The organism is Maribacter sp. MAR_2009_72, from assembly GCF_007827235.1.
GTDB lineage: Bacteria > Bacteroidota > Bacteroidia > Flavobacteriales > Flavobacteriaceae > Maribacter > Maribacter sedimenticola.
In genome coordinates this window covers 3,526,180-3,541,533 of sequence record NZ_VISB01000001.1, presented here as the reverse complement: position 1 = coordinate 3,541,533, position 15,354 = coordinate 3,526,180, and the positions used below count along the sequence as shown (strand labels likewise).

The 15,354-nt window shown below is 38.2% G+C and carries 18 protein-coding genes; all 18 read right to left on the bottom strand.

All coding sequences use genetic code 11. The features are described from left to right. Window positions 1-23: 23 nt before the first annotated feature. Window positions 24-1,145, bottom strand: a complete 1,122-nt coding sequence (locus JM81_RS14800; RefSeq protein WP_089259361.1) for an efflux RND transporter periplasmic adaptor subunit — start codon at window positions 1,143-1,145, stop codon at window positions 24-26. Between the two features lie 43 nt (window positions 1,146-1,188). Continuing rightward, entirely contained in the window at window positions 1,189-2,445 is a 1,257-nt protein-coding gene (locus JM81_RS14795; protein ID WP_089259360.1) for an ABC transporter permease, read from the bottom strand. A gap of 1 nt (window position 2,446) precedes the next feature. Beyond that, on the bottom strand, window positions 2,447-3,676 hold the full coding sequence (locus JM81_RS14790) for an ABC transporter permease (RefSeq protein WP_089259359.1): 1,230 nt from the start codon (window positions 3,674-3,676) through the stop codon (window positions 2,447-2,449). Next, complete coding sequence (locus JM81_RS14785; protein ID WP_089259358.1) at window positions 3,669-4,370, bottom strand: ABC transporter ATP-binding protein; 702 nt, start codon at window positions 4,368-4,370, stop codon at window positions 3,669-3,671. The genes JM81_RS14790 and JM81_RS14785 overlap by 8 nt, the downstream gene beginning before the upstream one ends. A 93-nt stretch (window positions 4,371-4,463) precedes the next feature. After that, the gene (locus JM81_RS14780; RefSeq protein ID WP_144804564.1) at window positions 4,464-5,582 is read right to left on the bottom strand and encodes an efflux RND transporter periplasmic adaptor subunit; all 1,119 of its coding nucleotides are present in this window, start codon (window positions 5,580-5,582) and stop codon (window positions 4,464-4,466) included. Window positions 5,583-5,613: 31 nt separating this feature from the next. After that, on the bottom strand, window positions 5,614-6,870 hold the full coding sequence (locus JM81_RS14775) for an ABC transporter permease (protein ID WP_144804563.1): 1,257 nt from the start codon (window positions 6,868-6,870) through the stop codon (window positions 5,614-5,616). Window positions 6,871-6,926: 56 nt separating this feature from the next. Beyond that, a complete protein-coding gene (locus JM81_RS14770) occupies window positions 6,927-8,174 on the bottom strand; it encodes an ABC transporter permease (RefSeq protein ID WP_144804561.1) in 1,248 nt (415 codons plus the stop codon). Window positions 8,175-8,282: 108 nt separating this feature from the next. Continuing rightward, on the bottom strand, window positions 8,283-8,504 hold the full coding sequence (locus JM81_RS14765) for a hypothetical protein (protein WP_144804559.1): 222 nt from the start codon (window positions 8,502-8,504) through the stop codon (window positions 8,283-8,285). Continuing rightward, window positions 8,494-9,027: a DUF420 domain-containing protein gene (locus JM81_RS14760; protein ID WP_144804557.1), complete on the bottom strand. Its 534-nt coding sequence runs from the start codon at window positions 9,025-9,027 to the stop codon at window positions 8,494-8,496. The genes JM81_RS14765 and JM81_RS14760 overlap by 11 nt, the downstream gene beginning before the upstream one ends. 10 nt (window positions 9,028-9,037) lie before the next feature. Next, complete coding sequence (locus tag JM81_RS14755; RefSeq protein WP_144804555.1) at window positions 9,038-9,769, bottom strand: SCO family protein; 732 nt, start codon at window positions 9,767-9,769, stop codon at window positions 9,038-9,040. Further along, window positions 9,769-10,401: a hypothetical protein gene (locus JM81_RS14750; RefSeq protein WP_089259351.1), complete on the bottom strand. Its 633-nt coding sequence runs from the start codon at window positions 10,399-10,401 to the stop codon at window positions 9,769-9,771. Before JM81_RS14750 ends, JM81_RS14755 begins: the two co-directional genes overlap by 1 nt. Before the next feature lie 123 nt (window positions 10,402-10,524). Continuing rightward, the gene (locus JM81_RS14745) at window positions 10,525-10,908 is read right to left on the bottom strand and encodes a cytochrome C oxidase subunit IV family protein (RefSeq protein ID WP_089259350.1); all 384 of its coding nucleotides are present in this window, start codon (window positions 10,906-10,908) and stop codon (window positions 10,525-10,527) included. A 53-nt stretch (window positions 10,909-10,961) separates the two neighbouring features. Next, the gene (locus JM81_RS14740; protein ID WP_144804553.1) at window positions 10,962-11,936 is read right to left on the bottom strand and encodes a cytochrome c oxidase subunit 3; all 975 of its coding nucleotides are present in this window, start codon (window positions 11,934-11,936) and stop codon (window positions 10,962-10,964) included. A gap of 95 nt (window positions 11,937-12,031) precedes the next feature. Continuing rightward, window positions 12,032-12,613, bottom strand: coding sequence for a heme-copper oxidase subunit III (locus JM81_RS14735; protein ID WP_089259348.1), 582 nt, complete (start codon window positions 12,611-12,613; stop codon window positions 12,032-12,034). A gap of 1 nt (window position 12,614) precedes the next feature. Continuing rightward, the gene (gene cyoE / locus JM81_RS14730) at window positions 12,615-13,517 is read right to left on the bottom strand and encodes a heme o synthase (protein ID WP_144805661.1); all 903 of its coding nucleotides are present in this window, start codon (window positions 13,515-13,517) and stop codon (window positions 12,615-12,617) included. Between the two features lie 256 nt (window positions 13,518-13,773). Further along, window positions 13,774-14,478 (bottom strand): energy transducer TonB, encoded by a 705-nt coding sequence (locus JM81_RS14725; RefSeq protein ID WP_144804551.1) that lies wholly within the window; start codon window positions 14,476-14,478, stop codon window positions 13,774-13,776. Window positions 14,479-14,540: 62 nt separating this feature from the next. Beyond that, the gene (locus tag JM81_RS14720) at window positions 14,541-14,933 is read right to left on the bottom strand and encodes a VanZ family protein (RefSeq protein ID WP_144804549.1); all 393 of its coding nucleotides are present in this window, start codon (window positions 14,931-14,933) and stop codon (window positions 14,541-14,543) included. After that, window positions 14,926-15,306, bottom strand: a complete 381-nt coding sequence (gene gcvH / locus JM81_RS14715) for a glycine cleavage system protein GcvH (protein ID WP_089259345.1) — start codon at window positions 15,304-15,306, stop codon at window positions 14,926-14,928. Before gcvH ends, JM81_RS14720 begins: the two co-directional genes overlap by 8 nt. Window positions 15,307-15,354 lie beyond the last annotated feature (48 nt).

Sequence of the window (15,354 nt, the reverse complement as noted above, 5' to 3'; positions counted from 1 at the left end):
TTTTGATTTGATTGATTATTTACTTATTGGTTAGCACCATTGTCAACACTCTTGGCATCTAACTTGTTCCAAATTTTAATCTTGGCATTCTCATCAATACCGGAAATGATCTCTACATCGATACCATCACTGACCCCTAACACCAATTCTCTCTTTTCAAATTCATTTTCGCCGGTTTCAACTTCCACGTAAGGTTTATTGGTTTCCTTATCAAACTGCAGCAATGCTTCTTTAATAGAAAGCACATCTTTCTTTTCTTCCAGAACTATAGCTGCATTAGCGCTATAGCCCGCCCTAACATTGGTACTGTCCGTAACCACCAAATCTCCTTCTATCTTAAACTGTACGGCACCTTCTTCCTCTACCCCCTTAGGAGCAATAAACTTTAATTTTGCCTTGAACGTTTCATCCTGCAACGCCCCCATACTAATTTCTAACGGCATACCAACTTTTAACTTTCCTACTTCTGCCTCGTCTACTTCTCCTTCAAATATCATTTTGGACATATCCGCAATGGTGGCTATAGTAGTACCATCGTTAAAATTGTTACTTTCAATGACCTGATCACCTACCTCAACAGGAATTTCCAATAACGTACCCGTTACCGTAGCCCTAATATTGGTATTGGCGCTGGATGAGCCTCCTGCGGATCCCACCCGGATTATCTGGTAGTCTGCCTGTGCATTTTCCAGTTCCTGCACCGCTTGATCATAGCTTAATTTAAGCGCATTGAAATCTTGGCTGGAGATAACACCCTTATCAAACAAAGTTTTGTTTCTTTCATATTCAACCTTGGTATTCCCCAGTGCAATTTTGGCATTGTTTACACGTCCTTTTGCTTGGTTTAAGGATTGTTCATTGGGCACTACCTTAATGGTAGCGATCAAATCTCCCGCTTTTACCTGAGCTCCTTCTTCCAAGTATACTTTTTCAATAATTCCGGAAATTTGGGGCTTGATCTCTATTTCATCTTCTGGAATAACCTTACCGGTAACCACAACCTTGTTTACAATATCCCTTTTTGCAACTTGCTCCGTTTCATATGTCTTTAGAGGAGTACTATTTTTCTTTAAAAAATAGACCACTGCAGCCAATATCCCTATTACCGCCACTCCTAGTAATCCGTACTTTACATACTTGTTCATGCTCAACTATTTGATTGTTATTTATTTTCTATTCTCTGGTTTGTTATTCTTCCCGCAATGCATCTATCGGTTTTATTCTAATTGCCCTATTGGCCGGAATCAATCCTATTAAAACACTTAGGCCTACCATTAAGACGAATGATACTATAAACTGCGGTATACTGATCATAAGATTATAAAAGGGCATATCACTATTTTCCCCTATCATATTATTGGCTATCGCTAAAAACCCAACAGCTATGGCAAAGCCTACAAATCCTGCAAACACGGTTATTACTATAGACTCCAAAACAATCTGTCTTTTTACGACTCTGGGAGTCGCCCCCAAGGCGCGGCGTATGCCAATTTCCTTTGTGCGTTCCTTTACCGTAATCAAAAGAATATTACTGATCGCAATAACCCCGGCAAGAAGTGTCAGTATACCTACAAAGAATGACACTCCCTGCAATACCGTTGTAAACGATGTTACGTTATTAAAGACCTCAGACAGGTCAAAGCTTCCAATAGCCCTTTCATCTATTGGATTGATATCATACTTGTTTTTTAACAATCGTTTGATCTGACTTTCTACTACAGGTACCTTTACATCTGGTTTTACCGAAATTGCCATCCAACCCATTCTATCTCCTGATCCAAATGCTTTTTGAAATGTGGAAAAAGGAATATATACCGAATTTTCACCATCAATATTGATATTCTGGTTGGGCTTGTAAATACCAACGATATTAAAGAACACCCCGTTTATCCTGACATCCTCACCAATAGCATTTTCCCCTTTATCAAAAAGAAGTTTATAGGTTTCCTCACCTATAACGCACACCTTTTTAAAATCTTCCATATCATTTTCGTTCAAAAACCTGCCTTCCACAAGTTTCTTCTTCATGATATCATCAATATTGGGATAATCACCATACACGGATGAACCACTGGTCAACCCATTTCTATATACGGTAACTATACCCCTGTGGCTTCCTAATTCAATTCTTGGAGCCAACACTTCTATTTCCTCTATCTGCTCCTTGAGTATGGTTGCATCCTCTAATTTAAATTGAATTCTACGACCTCTTTCAAAACCTTTATAAGGTTCAGAAGTACTTTGGCTCCATATAAAAAGACTGTTGGAAGCCGTACCGGCAAATATTTTCTGGAATCCGTTGCTCATTCCATTTGCCCCTCCTAAAAGCAAAACCAAAATAATCATAGCGATAATTACACCCAGCATGGTTAAAAAAGTGCGAAAAAGATTCTTGCCCAAAGTGGCAAAAATTTCCGACCATAAATCTTTATCTAGAATCCACATATTATTTATCGCTTAACGCTACAATTGGTTTAACCTTTGCTGCTTTCATAGCCGGTATAAGTCCCGCCAAGACACCTGCTACCACTAATATTATTGTTGCCGTGACTACAATGGACATACTTACCGACGGGTTTGCAAATGCACCAGATTGAATATTGGGTCCCACTGCGGCCAGTAATGCGGTAGCAATGCCCAACCCAATAAAACCGGACAAAGCGGTTATAAAGACAGACTCAAACAACACTAATTTTATAATAGACCAAGGTTCTGCACCCAAGGCTTTCCTTACGCCAATTTCCTTGGTACGTTCCTTAATGATGAATACCATTATATTGCCTATACCCACAATACCCGAAAGCAAAATCAATAGACCTACAATAATCACGGCAATATCAAGACCTCCGGTAAAATTGCTGATGTCCTCAAAAACTTCGGCATAATTAAAAATTCGCAATCCGGCCTGATCTTGTGGTGCAATCTTAAATCTGCGCTTAAATACACTTTCCAGTCGTTCAGAAAATTCCAATGCTTTGGTTAGGTCATAAGTAGGGTTATAGGTTAAGGAAATTTGGTCTATATGATCTGTCTGCCCATACATTTTTTGAAAAGTACTTGTTGGTGCATAAATTCCACGCTCCGCATTATCGTCGCCATCGTCCGTAAAAGTACCTATGACCCTAAACGGCAAGCCATTAAATTCAACAAATTTACCTATAGCATCTTCTCCCTTAAATAGGTCTTCCTCTACCTTTCTTCCAATAACCGCTACTTTAGAGGCATTGAGCAAATCATTGGTATTGATATACCTTCCCTTATTTACGATTGTTTTCTCTATAGCTTGATGATCTGGATAAACTGCCTGTATATTATAGCTACCGGTTTCACTTCTATAACGAGCAGAAGTACTTTGATATACCCTTGGGCTAATGTATTCAATGTCGTTTGGAAAACTGCGTTTAATATATTCTATATCGTCATTGGTAAGCTGTATTCTTCTACCGGCCTCAAAACCACCATATGCCATAGATGTAGTACCGGTACGCACAAAAATTGAATTAGTGGCATCATCACTGAACTGCATGGTAAAACCGTTCTGCATTCCATTAACGCTAGCAAGCAGCATCACTAAAATAAAAATACCCCATCCAACGGAAAATCCCGTTAAAAATGTACGTAGCTTATTATTGCTGATACTATGATAAATTTCCTGCCAAATATCGCGATCAAACATATTGTTCTGCCCTTACCTGTTCAATTTTCTTATCCTCTATGATCACACCATCCTTTAAATGCACTATACGTTTACACATATCTGCAATATCCGGTTCATGCGTAACTATTAAAATAGTATTTCCCTGATCGTTAATTTTCTGGATAAGGTCCATTACCTCATAGGAGGTCTTACTATCCAAAGCTCCTGTAGGCTCATCCGCAAGCAATACCTTTGGTTCTGCTGCCAATGCCCTAGCAATGGCAACACGTTGTTTTTGTCCACCGGAAAGCTCACTGGGTAAATGTGAGGCCCATTCCTTTAGTCCAACTTGTTCCAAATATTTCAATGCTTTTTCTTGGCGTTCCTTTCTTGGTACTTTTTGGTAGTACAGGGGCAGCGCTACATTCTCCGCCGCACTTTTATAATTAATTAAATTAAAGGACTGAAAAACAAAACCTAAAAACTTGTTCCTATAGCGTGCTGCCTTGGTTTCATTCAAGTTTTTAATAGGTACATTATCCAAAATATATTCCCCGGTATCTGAACTATCCAACATACCTAGTATATTCAGTAACGTAGATTTTCCGGAACCGGAGGAACCCATTATAGCTACCAATTCACCTTCCTCAACGTTAAAATTTATACCTTTTAAAACGTGAAGCGAGTTTTTGCCCATTTTATAGGACTTGTGAAGATCTTTAATTTGAATCATGTTGGTTATGGTTTTGAACAATCCTAAGCATTGTCTTTAGGTTAGACTATGTGAGATTAAGATTGTTACATCAATTCTTGGATTTTTTTTAATTTATTGATTTTGGGCAAATTCATCTGGCTTGACCTCGTTCCAAACCTTAATTTTGTCACCTTCTTTGATACCTGAATTTATTTGCACGTAAATACCGTCGCTTATGCCCAGTTCAATATCCTTACGCTCAAATTTCTGGTCACCGGTAGCAATTTCCACAAATGGTTTTTTGGTTTTGTCGTCAAATTGGACCAATGCCTCCTTTACGGCCAAAACACTGTCCGCTCGAGCAAGGATAATTGAGGCATTAGCGCTAAGTCCGGCCCTAATGAATACACTATCCTGCTTTTTAAGGGTGCCTTTAATTTCAAATTGTATGGCGCCGTTCTCTTCATTACCCTTTGGGGCAATATAATCAAGAACCGCATCAAAAACTTTGTCCTCAATGGCACCAACCGTAATTTCCAAAGGTAGATTTTCCTTAATCTTGCCTACTTCGGATTCATCGACCTTTCCTTCAAATATCATTTTGTCCACATCCGCAATAGCCGCAATAGTAGTACCCTCGTTAAAATTGTTGCTTTCTATAACCTGGTTGCCCACTTCCACAGGTACTTCCAGTACCATACCACTTACCGTGGCCCTTATTTGCGTATTTGCGGCATTACCGTACCCGGCCGTTGTACCGGTCTTAACAATATCAAAGCGCTTATTTGCGGCAGCGAAAGATTGCTTTGCCTGATTATAGGTTACTTCCGCTCGTTCTAAATCCACCTTTGATATTACACCTTTCTCAAACAGGCTTTTTTGCCGGGCCAAATTTCTTGCTTGATCATCCAAATTTATCTTGGCTTCATCAATATTGTTTCTTGCATCGTTCAATGCACTTAAATTGGGCACTACCTTTATGGTACATAACAAATCACCGGACTGTACATAATCCCCGCCCTCTACAAATATTTCATCTATTACCCCAGAAATATTAGGTTTGATCAATACTTCCTCTAGAGGTAAAATACTACCGGTAGCCATCGTTTTTCTTATAATCGTCTGCTTGGACGGTTCTTCTGTCTGATAAACAACAGGGTCCTCAGCATTTTTTTGATACAAATAATACATAGACCCACCAAAGGCCAAAACAATAATTAAAAGAATGACAATAGTTGCTGATTTTTTCATTTTTTGATTGGTTATAATTTTATCAATGTAATTATTCTGTTCTTAATGCCTCTATAGGCCTAATTTTTATAGCGCTTTGGGCAGGTATAAAGCCTGCAAGCAATCCTGAAAAGACCAAGATGATCAATGCACTTAGCACCACCCCAAGGCTTACACTCGGATTTATGAACATATCTACGGGACCGACCGAATCTAAAAGTGCATTCACTCCATATATAAATGATGCGCCAAATACAATACCGATCATACCGGAAATAATGGTCAAAAAAATAGATTCCATCAATATCTGTTTTTTAATAGACCAAGGTGCTTCTCCCAATGCCCTACGGATACCAATTTCCTTGGTGCGTTCTTTGATTACGATCAACATGATATTGCTCACCCCTATAATTCCGGATAATAGGACTAGTACTCCAACAAAATAAGCCACCCACCGCAGTGCCCCAAAAAGGCTCTCAACCCTATTAAATTGTTCATAGAGATCAAAATAGCCTACAGCACGTTTATCATCTGGATGTACCCGCCTTTTTTCCTTGACTACACTCACAATTTTCTCCTTTAAATCACTAATAGAGCTACCATCTTGAGCTGTTATGGCCATCCAACCCACATTATTCCCCATATTAAAGGCTTGGGAAAAAGCCGTAAACGGTACAAAAATTTCCTTTTGCCCTTCTTCACCTCTACCTTCGCTCTTTTTTTGATAAGTACCTACGACCATAAAGTTGACCCCCTGAATTTTTATATAGGTTCCCAGCACCTGTTCACCTTTATCGTAAAGCTCGTTTTGTACCCCGTCCCCTATTACCGCTATTTTTCTTTTGTCCTCAATATCGTTCTGGTTAATAAATCTGCCCGATGTGATGGTCATGGGTTCTTGGCGAATAATTTCCGGATAGTCCCCATAGATATTAAAGGCCCCTATTTTAAGTCCCCTTACCACATTATTTCCGCCACCAAAACCTCCTAATTGATTACGAGGGGAAATAAAACGTAAGTTTGGCACATTATCCCTAATAGCTTGAACATCTTCTATCTTAAACTGAAATTGTCTTCCTTTAGGCAACCCTTTATAGGGCATTGTGGTACTTCGTGACCACATAAACATCGTATTGGTAGCAATATCCCCAAAATCTGCCCGTATACCGTTCTCCAACCCTTTACCGGCCGCCAATAAAATAATTAGGATAAATACACCCCAACCCACACCAAAAGAGGTTGCCAGCGTTCTAAAGACGTTGCCTGACAAGACTTCCATAATTTCCTTCCAACGGTCTCGGTTAAACATGTTTACTTTATTTAATTCCAATACTAATCCAACCACAAACAGTGGCGTTTAACATACTACTCATCACGCAATGCTTCAATCACATGGATTCTGGCCGCTCGCCAAGCAGGAAAAAAACCTGCAATGGCACCTGCCACAACCAATACGATTACCGTAGTCAATGCAACATTAAAATCTACGGAAGGATTGAGTATATAGTCAACTTCTATATGGGGACCTACAAGTTCCAATAGCCCCATACTAAGAATAAGACCAGAGAAACCAGCTATTGCCGTTATAAAAATAGCCTCATGCAATATCATACCGACTATGGACCATGGTTTGGCCCCCAATGCCTTTCGTATGCCTATTTCCCTAGTTCTTTCCTTAACTACTATAAGCATAATATTGCTCACCCCCACAATACCCGCAATAATGGTACAGACACCTACAAACCAAAAGAAAAACTTAATGCCCCCCATAAGGGAATAAAAACGTTTTGCCTCTTCCATAGGATTATAGACCTGTATTGCACTGGTATCATCCGGAGCAACGGTATGCGCCTGTTGTAGATAGGATTTTATTGCATTTTTAAATTGAAGGGATTGTACCACGGCAGTCTCAAAATCCTTGGCTGGAGGTAATGTATAGGCCAAGTTATTAATATAGTCCGCCCCATTGAAAACTTGCTGTGCCGTGCTTATAGGAATATAGATGCGGTCCTCTTCCCGCTCTCCTCCAATATCTCCATAAACGCCAACAATCTTAAAAGAAATACCGGATACATCAAGGATTTGGCCAATAGGGCTTTCAATGTCCTTAAAAACCTCCCGCTTTATTTTATTGCTGATAATGGCAACCTTTGATTTTAAGTCTACATCTTGCTGGTTAAGAAACCGACCTTGTGACATAAACTCATTCTCAATGAACTGAAATTGGGCACTTACCCCTTGTACATTGTACGCCAATGATTCCTTACCGTAGTTGACAAAGGAATTTCTAACAAATAGTCGAGGTGATTTATGTTCAATTTTGTCAGCCAGCAATACAGCCGCAAAATCATAGTTTTCATTGCGCAATTGTATTCGCCTACCAGGATTCATACCCTTATATTCCTTTGTAGTAACTCCCGGCCACACCCAAACACTGGTAGCCGCATCTTGTTCAAACTCCTTGGCGATACCATTTTGCATACCTTGCCCAAACCCCAATAAGATGACCAAAATAAAGATTCCGGAAGCTACGGAAAGACCCGTTAGGAAAGTGCGCAGTTTATTCTTGCGAATAGTATCGAAAATTTCCTGCCAACGTTCTAGATCGAACATATGATTGATTAGTTTGATTGATTGATGAGCGCAATATTGCTATTGCACAACTATAAGACTAATCAATTTAAAGTTTGTTACACTTAAATGGTAAAAAATATTCGCATATTAGGTTGTACGCATTTTTCGATAGATGAAATAGAACAGACCACCGACCAATACATAGGGTACCGCCATTAAATAAACAATGCCGTTATTGATACCTTCCGCAGCCTTACCAGTAGACTCGCTTTCCAAAACCGCCCTACACATTGCACATTGTGCATCCATATCTATAGGAAAACATACAAAGGCTATGATTATAAGTAGTATAATTTTTTTAGTACGCATAATAAGGAGATATCATTAAATAAACTACGACCCCTGTTACCGCAACATACAACCAAACAGGAAACGTATATCTGGCCAAGGACCTATGTTCCTCAAACTTTTTAAGATAAGCTTTTGCATAAGTTCTCAACACTAAAGGAATCAATGCTATGGAAAGTATGATATGGGTTATGAGAATAAAGTAATATACATATGAAATTAAGCCATCACCACCAAATGGAGTGGAATCTGAAGTCATATGGTATGCAATATACATCACCAAAAAAAGTAACGATAACACAATGTTGGCGGTCATTAAATTTTGATGTAATTTTTGATTACCATTTTTTATGGCCCATAGCGCAACCAATAATAGAACGGCCGTTAAACCATTTATAGCAGCATAAATAGGTGGTAAAAAAGATAATGGGGCCACATTAGGTATTTTAATTCCAAAAAGTAAGGCTACCACAACAGGGATTACAATGGAAACCACCGTAATCATCCTATTAAAATTCCGTTCATCTGAAACTTTCCCTTGCATACATTTTCGTTTATTCTTGTAACAATTTTTTAATATCGGTCCTTAAAATACCTATTTCCTCTGTCTCGCCATGATCATTGGTTTTTTCCTGTTCCAGGATTGCCCCTCTGTAATACACAATAGGATTACCAAATTCATCCTTCCTAGAACGAAGATATCCCTCTTTGTCAACTAATGCGAACAGACCGGAATGCTCAAATCCGCCAGGAACCTCAGGCATTTCCGCTGCAAAAATATTGAACCCACCATTGGCCAAATCATAAATGGCTTCTTTATCCCCAGTCAGCAAATTCCAGACTTCGGTATTAATGTTATATTTTTGGGCATATTGCCTCAAAACCGATGGGGTATCAAACTCTGGTGTAATGGAAAATGATGCAATACCAAACTCATTGTTTTCTTTGAAGGTGTTCTGCAAACTAACAAGGTTTGTAGTCATTACAGGACATATACTTGGACATCTTGTAAAGAAAAAATCCACAACGTACACCTTGCCCAAATAATCCTTATCCGTAACCACAACACTATCTTGGTTTACAAAAGAAAAGGAAGGCACCTTACGTTTCTTTCCATTTAGCAAGATATAACCTAAATCATCCGTTTGTTTTGAAATAACACCGTTTAGCCTATCATTCTGAACAACAGTGCCGGTAGACATTCTATCTACAATACGAGGTATGACGATAATTCCAAAAATAAGAACAATCAATGACACCCATACATATGTATATTTCTTATTCATTACTTGGTTCTTTCTGCGTTATTCTTTTTCAGTGCCAGTCTATATTCTGCCAATACAATTTTGACATCATCTACCATTTTATTGTTCAGATCCGACACCAAGCTAGAATTAAAACCGTACTTGGTACCATCATCCTCATCATCCGTACGCCCACGAAGTGCCAAGTCCTTATCTATGACAAATACATAAGGTGAACCCAAATCTTCACCTAATGAAATATCCGTTTGTAGACTTTCAAAAACCGCTTTGATTTTTTCGGGACTGTCAAATACAAAATGCCATTTTTCTACATCTGCCAAAGTTGCAAGTTCTTCTTTAAGTTCTTTGGATTTTTCTTCCGCACCATATGGTAGCATCATTACAAATTGAAAATCCTTAAACTCGTGAAAGCGTTTATATATTTTCTGATTTAAGTTAAAGGCATTTCCTTTCCTATTATCTACACTAGAACCCAAAAAACCCAATATGGTGATATGGTCCTTAAATTTGACCTCACTGTCCACAACGTTCAATTCCCTGATATTTTCAGTAAGCACAGGCAATCTGCCAAAATTATTTACACCACTGGCAAAAAATAGGTATGCTACTATAGGAAGCACAAATAAAACAACAAGTATAAAGGTCTTCTTCATATTAAATAAATGCGTTTAGCATACAATCCATTGCCGTACCTGCCAAAATCAGCTTAAAAAAGAAACTATACAAAAATAAAAAAGACGGCATTAAGACCGTCTTTTAATTCTGTTAATAATACCTTAGAAATTCCAACTAACAAAGCCGTCTTTATAGACATTATAAATATAATCCGCTTCTACCAGCAAAATAAAGACCAGGTAAATAATCAAGAAAATAGGAGTCCAGACTATTGCTCTTCTAAGCGATGCTTTTTCATCCCTTAGGTGCATAAAATCCCATGCAATATAATAGGCCTTTACCAAGGTTAGAATAATAAATATCCAGTTAATTAATTTCATACCCAAAAAGTAGGTATCTGTTAAGGATACTGGCTTTATAATACCTAAAACAACCTCTACTGCAGTTATTAGCGTTAGAAACGCTAAAACTCCCCAAATCTTTTGTGTATTGGACTTAAACTTAACAAGTCCCCTAAAAATTTCCAATTTATGCCCGTGTGCCATTTTAATACAATCTTTTAAATATATCTATCGTAGAACTATTGCCCTGTCTTAAATTAAACCAAGTAGAAAAAGGTAAATACAAATACCCACACCAAATCTACAAAGTGCCAGTATAGACCAATTTTTTCAACCATTTCATAGTGCCCCCTTCTCTCGTAGGTACCCAAAATAACATTAAAGAATATAATGATATTGATCACCACACCAGAAAATACGTGAAAACCGTGGAAACCTGTTATAAAGAAGAAGAAATCCGCAAAAAGTCTGCTACCATATTCATTTCTTATAAGGTTGGCTCCTTCTACGACCATAGTAGCATCTGCCAATTTGGCTAATGACGCCTCTCTGTCCAAAAGGGTTTTTTCCCCTTCCTCATTGATCAACTCAGTTCTTATCAAAATATTTGGATCAGCTTTAAAACCTTCTATCACCTCGTTTAAGGAGTAGGTTGGAAGTTCGCCTTCATCAAAAAACCAAATACCGTTCTTTCTTTCATGTGCCACCCTTTCACCAGGAATAGTCACTGCAAAATCCCTTAATGCAGCACGTTCGCCACTATCAGCCTTTACGAACTGTAAAATTCTACCGCCTTTGGTCTCTAACGCTCCGTGATCACCCTTTATAAACGTTCCCCATTCCCATGCTTGGGAACCAACGAAAATAGCACCACCAATAATGGTAGCGAACATATACCAGATTACGGCATTCTTTTTCATTTTATGACCAGCATCCACAGCCAACACCATAGTAACGGACGACATAATCAAAATAAAGGTCATAAAGGCAACATATATCATAGGATAGTTACCATGAAAAAAAGGAACGTGGGTAAATACCTCGTCCGCAATGGGCCATGTTTCAATAAATTTAAATCTTGAAAAACCATAGGCCGCCAAAAAGCCTGAAAATGTTAAAGCATCCGATACCAGGAAAAACCACATCATTAATTTACCGTAGCTTGCTCCCAATGGCTGGTTACCACCACCCCAAACGTTTGTTTCCTCTGCCGTTGTCACCGTAGAATTCATATACTAATTATCGTTTTAATAAAACTTTAGCAAATTTACATTTTTTTGAACTATATAAAAGAGCAATTTGCCCAAAACTTAAATTGAACCACTTTTTATTTTACAAAGGTCATAAATAGCACTAAATAGAGCCATAGGAAATCTAGAAAATGCCAAAAAGTTGCGCCTAACGACAACCCTAAATAATTAGTTGAAGTATACCTGCCCTTACTATGATTGTATATAACTACCAATAAGGATATGATACCGGCAACTAAATGCAGGATATGAACCATGGCAATTAAAAAAACAAATGACATTTTTATACTACTAGTAGGACCTGTAAAATAGTACCCGTTAGCCACTAATTGCGAAAAGCCTTGAAATTGCAATACTATAAAAACTATACCCAGCCCTAATGTAATCCACAACCATAGTTTAGATCTATCTCCTTGACCCTCCTTTACAGATTTTTTTGCAAGAAAATAGGAGATACTACTTAAAATTATTACGATGGTACTATAGAAAAATGCTTGGGGCAAATCAACATCACTGGCCCAATCATCTCTAGACCTACTTACGATATAGGCACTTGTCCATCCAGCAAAACTCATGATCATACTTACGATTCCAAACCAAAGCATCATCTTTTTTGCCCTTGCATTTTTATCTTCCGGTGTACCCTGTGTTAAATCCATATTAAGCTAAAAATTTATCGATTACATATACAATTTGCATTAACGTTATATAACTAACGCTTGCCAACATTAATTTTCTTGCGGAGGCATTATCCCTTTGTCTATACAATTTAAAAGCAAACCCTAGCATTACCGCACCCATGACAAATATTAAAACCGCCGCTGCGATAGACAGGTGCAATCTACCCGTAATACCAAAAACAGGAATAACAGAAATGACCATCATCCATATGGTATACATAATAATCTGTAATACCGTTGCCGCATCCTTTTTTCCTGTTGGCAGCATTTTAAACCCTCCACTTTTATAATCCTCATCCAACATCCATCCTAAAGCCCAAAAGTGAGGAAACTGCCAAAAAAACTGTATCATGAAAAGTGTTCCCGGCTCTATACCAAATTCATTGGTAGCCGCCACCCACCCTAACATAAAGGGTATGGCCCCAGGTATGGCACCTACAAATACCGCAAGTGGGGTAATGGTTTTTAAAGGAGTATAGACACTAGTATACAGAAAGATTGAAATTGCCCCGAACATAGCGGTTTTGGGGTTTAATAAATAGAGGGCCACCGTTCCTAACAAAGTCAAGACTACTGCAATGGCCAATGCTGTATTCGCCGACATTCTACCGGCAGGAACAGGTCTGTTCCTAGTGCGTTTCATCAATACATCCAAATCTTTTTCAATAACCTGGTTATAGGCATTACTTGCCCCAACCATGCAATAGCCACCAAAGGCCAATAACAATAATTGAACCCATTGAATTTCGTACGCACCTAAAAAATATCCTGCAATAGAAGAGAAAACGACACTTATAGCTAACCTAGCTTTGGTAATTTCCTTAAAATCGGCAAACATTAATGCTAGCACATTATTTTTCGCCGAACCCACAGCCGTTTTCATAATTTGATTAATAGATCCACAAAGATAACCCCCAAGAGATATTTCTGCAACCATAACCCCTTTTTTAATACTATACGGCTTAAAACAAAGTATAGTAATCCACAGTTAAAACAATACGGATAGAAAATATAAATTCAAGCCAAGATTTATCAAACGACATTAAAGATAGGAGCAAAAAAAACATGTATGTTTAAGACAAAAAAAATCCCGAGTATTACACTCGGGATTTTTATATCATTAGAAATAGTAACTTCTACTATTGTAATTTAAAATTGATCGGAATACTAAAAGGTACACGTACAGCTCTACCTCTTTGCTTACCAGGTGTCATTCTTGGAAGCTTGTTGATAATTCTAGCAGCTTCCTTTTCCAGGTTTTTGTCCGGTCCACGCATTCTAACGTTACCGATAGTTCCATCCTTTTGGATAACGAACATTACACTAACCCTACCTTGCACACCCATTTCTTGGGCAATTTCCGGATAACGGAAGTTTTTACCGATATGCTTTTGAATCATGGAATTGAAACAAGCTCTTTTGTCACTTTCATTTTCACAACCAGGAAATACAGGTACATCCTCAATAACCGCGAAAGGAACATCTACGTCTTCTTCCACTTCCTCTACTACAACGTCCTCAACCTCTACAATTTCTTCCTCTTGACTAGTTTCAGTAGATTCAATTACCGTTTCCTCAACTTCTTCCTCATCTTCGACAACCTCAATAATTTCAGGCGCTGCCGGTGGTGGTGGCGGTGGTGGAGTTTTGATTTGTTCTGTCATTGGAACCTCTTCATCCAATAAATCATCTACGTTCATAGAAATATCATAGTCATTGACCTCATCATAGGTTTTCCACTCAAACGCTACATAAGTAAATAGCATTACCGCGAACAATCCAATAACAAAGTATAGGCTGCTGTTCTTCGTTAAATCCGCTTTAGGATTCTTTTTAGGTTCCATATATATTCAATTTAGTGATTGCTAATTTAACTAATTATTCCATAAAAATGCAACTAATATTTTCATTTTAACGATGGCTTTGTAAAAAACCGCGTCCTTATGAAGAACATTCCTACGATGGCCCCGCATGAATTAGCCAATGCATCCAATATATCGCCATGTCTATCCGTTGTTGCCATATGCTGTAATATCTCAATAACTATGCCGTACAATATTGCAAATAACATAATGTATATCACCCCTTTAAAGGAAGCTAACTTAACAACACCACCATTGGTTTTGGCAAAGAATGCAATGATGACCATTACCAAATAAAATGTAAAATGGACGGCTTTATCCAAATGTGGAATATTGAACGTTGAGGTATCTACATCCGAAAAAGAAAATAAGCTGAAAAATGTTACGAACATCATCCAGCTTATGAACAAAAGTTTATAAACAAGGGCTTTAGCCACCAATAATTTCTTTATAGGCTTCCGCACTTAATAAATCGTCAATCTCACTTGAATCGGAAAGTTTGATCTTCACCATCCATCCTGCACCATAAGGATCGGTATTTACCTGCTCCGGCTCGTCTTCCAAAGACTCGTTGAACTCTACGATTTCTCCAGATAATGGAGAAAAGAGATCAGATACGGTTTTGACGGCCTCTACGGTTCCAAAGATAGCTTCGCGATCTAAGGTCTCATCTAATGTATCTACTTCCACGTATACAATATCTCCTAGTTCCCCTTGCGCAAAATCGGTAATGCCAACGGTAGCAATATCACCATCGATTTTTACCCACTCATGATCCTTTGTATATTTTAATTCAGCTGGTATGTTCATTATATGATTTAATTTTTTACTTCGGCAAATGTAAAGTTTTATGCCAAG

Bases quoted from the DNA above. Each gene is read 5' to 3' on its own strand.
- JM81_RS14800 (WP_089259361.1), bottom strand. From the start codon at position 1,145: ATGAACAAGTATGTAAAGTACGGATTACTAGGAGTGGCGGTAATAGGG.
- cyoE (WP_144805661.1), bottom strand. From the start codon at position 13,517: ATGAAAACGGCTGTGGGTTCGGCGAAAAATAATGTGCTAGCATTAATG.
- JM81_RS14795 (WP_089259360.1), bottom strand. From the start codon at position 2,445: ATGTGGATTCTAGATAAAGATTTATGGTCGGAAATTTTTGCCACTTTG.
- JM81_RS14765 (WP_144804559.1), bottom strand. From the start codon at position 8,504: ATGCGTACTAAAAAAATTATACTACTTATAATCATAGCCTTTGTATGT.
- JM81_RS14745 (WP_089259350.1), bottom strand. From the start codon at position 10,908: ATGGCACACGGGCATAAATTGGAAATTTTTAGGGGACTTGTTAAGTTT.
- JM81_RS14785 (WP_089259358.1), bottom strand. From the start codon at position 4,370: ATGATTCAAATTAAAGATCTTCACAAGTCCTATAAAATGGGCAAAAAC.
- JM81_RS14725 (WP_144804551.1), bottom strand. From the start codon at position 14,478: ATGGAACCTAAAAAGAATCCTAAAGCGGATTTAACGAAGAACAGCAGC.
- JM81_RS14770 (WP_144804561.1), bottom strand. From the start codon at position 8,174: ATGTTCGATCTAGAACGTTGGCAGGAAATTTTCGATACTATTCGCAAG.
- JM81_RS14755 (WP_144804555.1), bottom strand. From the start codon at position 9,769: ATGAATAAGAAATATACATATGTATGGGTGTCATTGATTGTTCTTATT.
- JM81_RS14775 (WP_144804563.1), bottom strand. From the start codon at position 6,870: ATGTTTAACCGAGACCGTTGGAAGGAAATTATGGAAGTCTTGTCAGGC.
- JM81_RS14780 (WP_144804564.1), bottom strand. From the start codon at position 5,582: ATGAAAAAATCAGCAACTATTGTCATTCTTTTAATTATTGTTTTGGCC.
- gcvH (WP_089259345.1), bottom strand. From the start codon at position 15,306: ATGAACATACCAGCTGAATTAAAATATACAAAGGATCATGAGTGGGTA.
- JM81_RS14760 (WP_144804557.1), bottom strand. From the start codon at position 9,027: ATGCAAGGGAAAGTTTCAGATGAACGGAATTTTAATAGGATGATTACG.
- JM81_RS14750 (WP_089259351.1), bottom strand. From the start codon at position 10,401: ATGAAGAAGACCTTTATACTTGTTGTTTTATTTGTGCTTCCTATAGTA.
- JM81_RS14790 (WP_089259359.1), bottom strand. From the start codon at position 3,676: ATGTTTGATCGCGATATTTGGCAGGAAATTTATCATAGTATCAGCAAT.
- JM81_RS14740 (WP_144804553.1), bottom strand. From the start codon at position 11,936: ATGAATTCTACGGTGACAACGGCAGAGGAAACAAACGTTTGGGGTGGT.
- JM81_RS14735 (WP_089259348.1), bottom strand. From the start codon at position 12,613: ATGGATTTAACACAGGGTACACCGGAAGATAAAAATGCAAGGGCAAAA.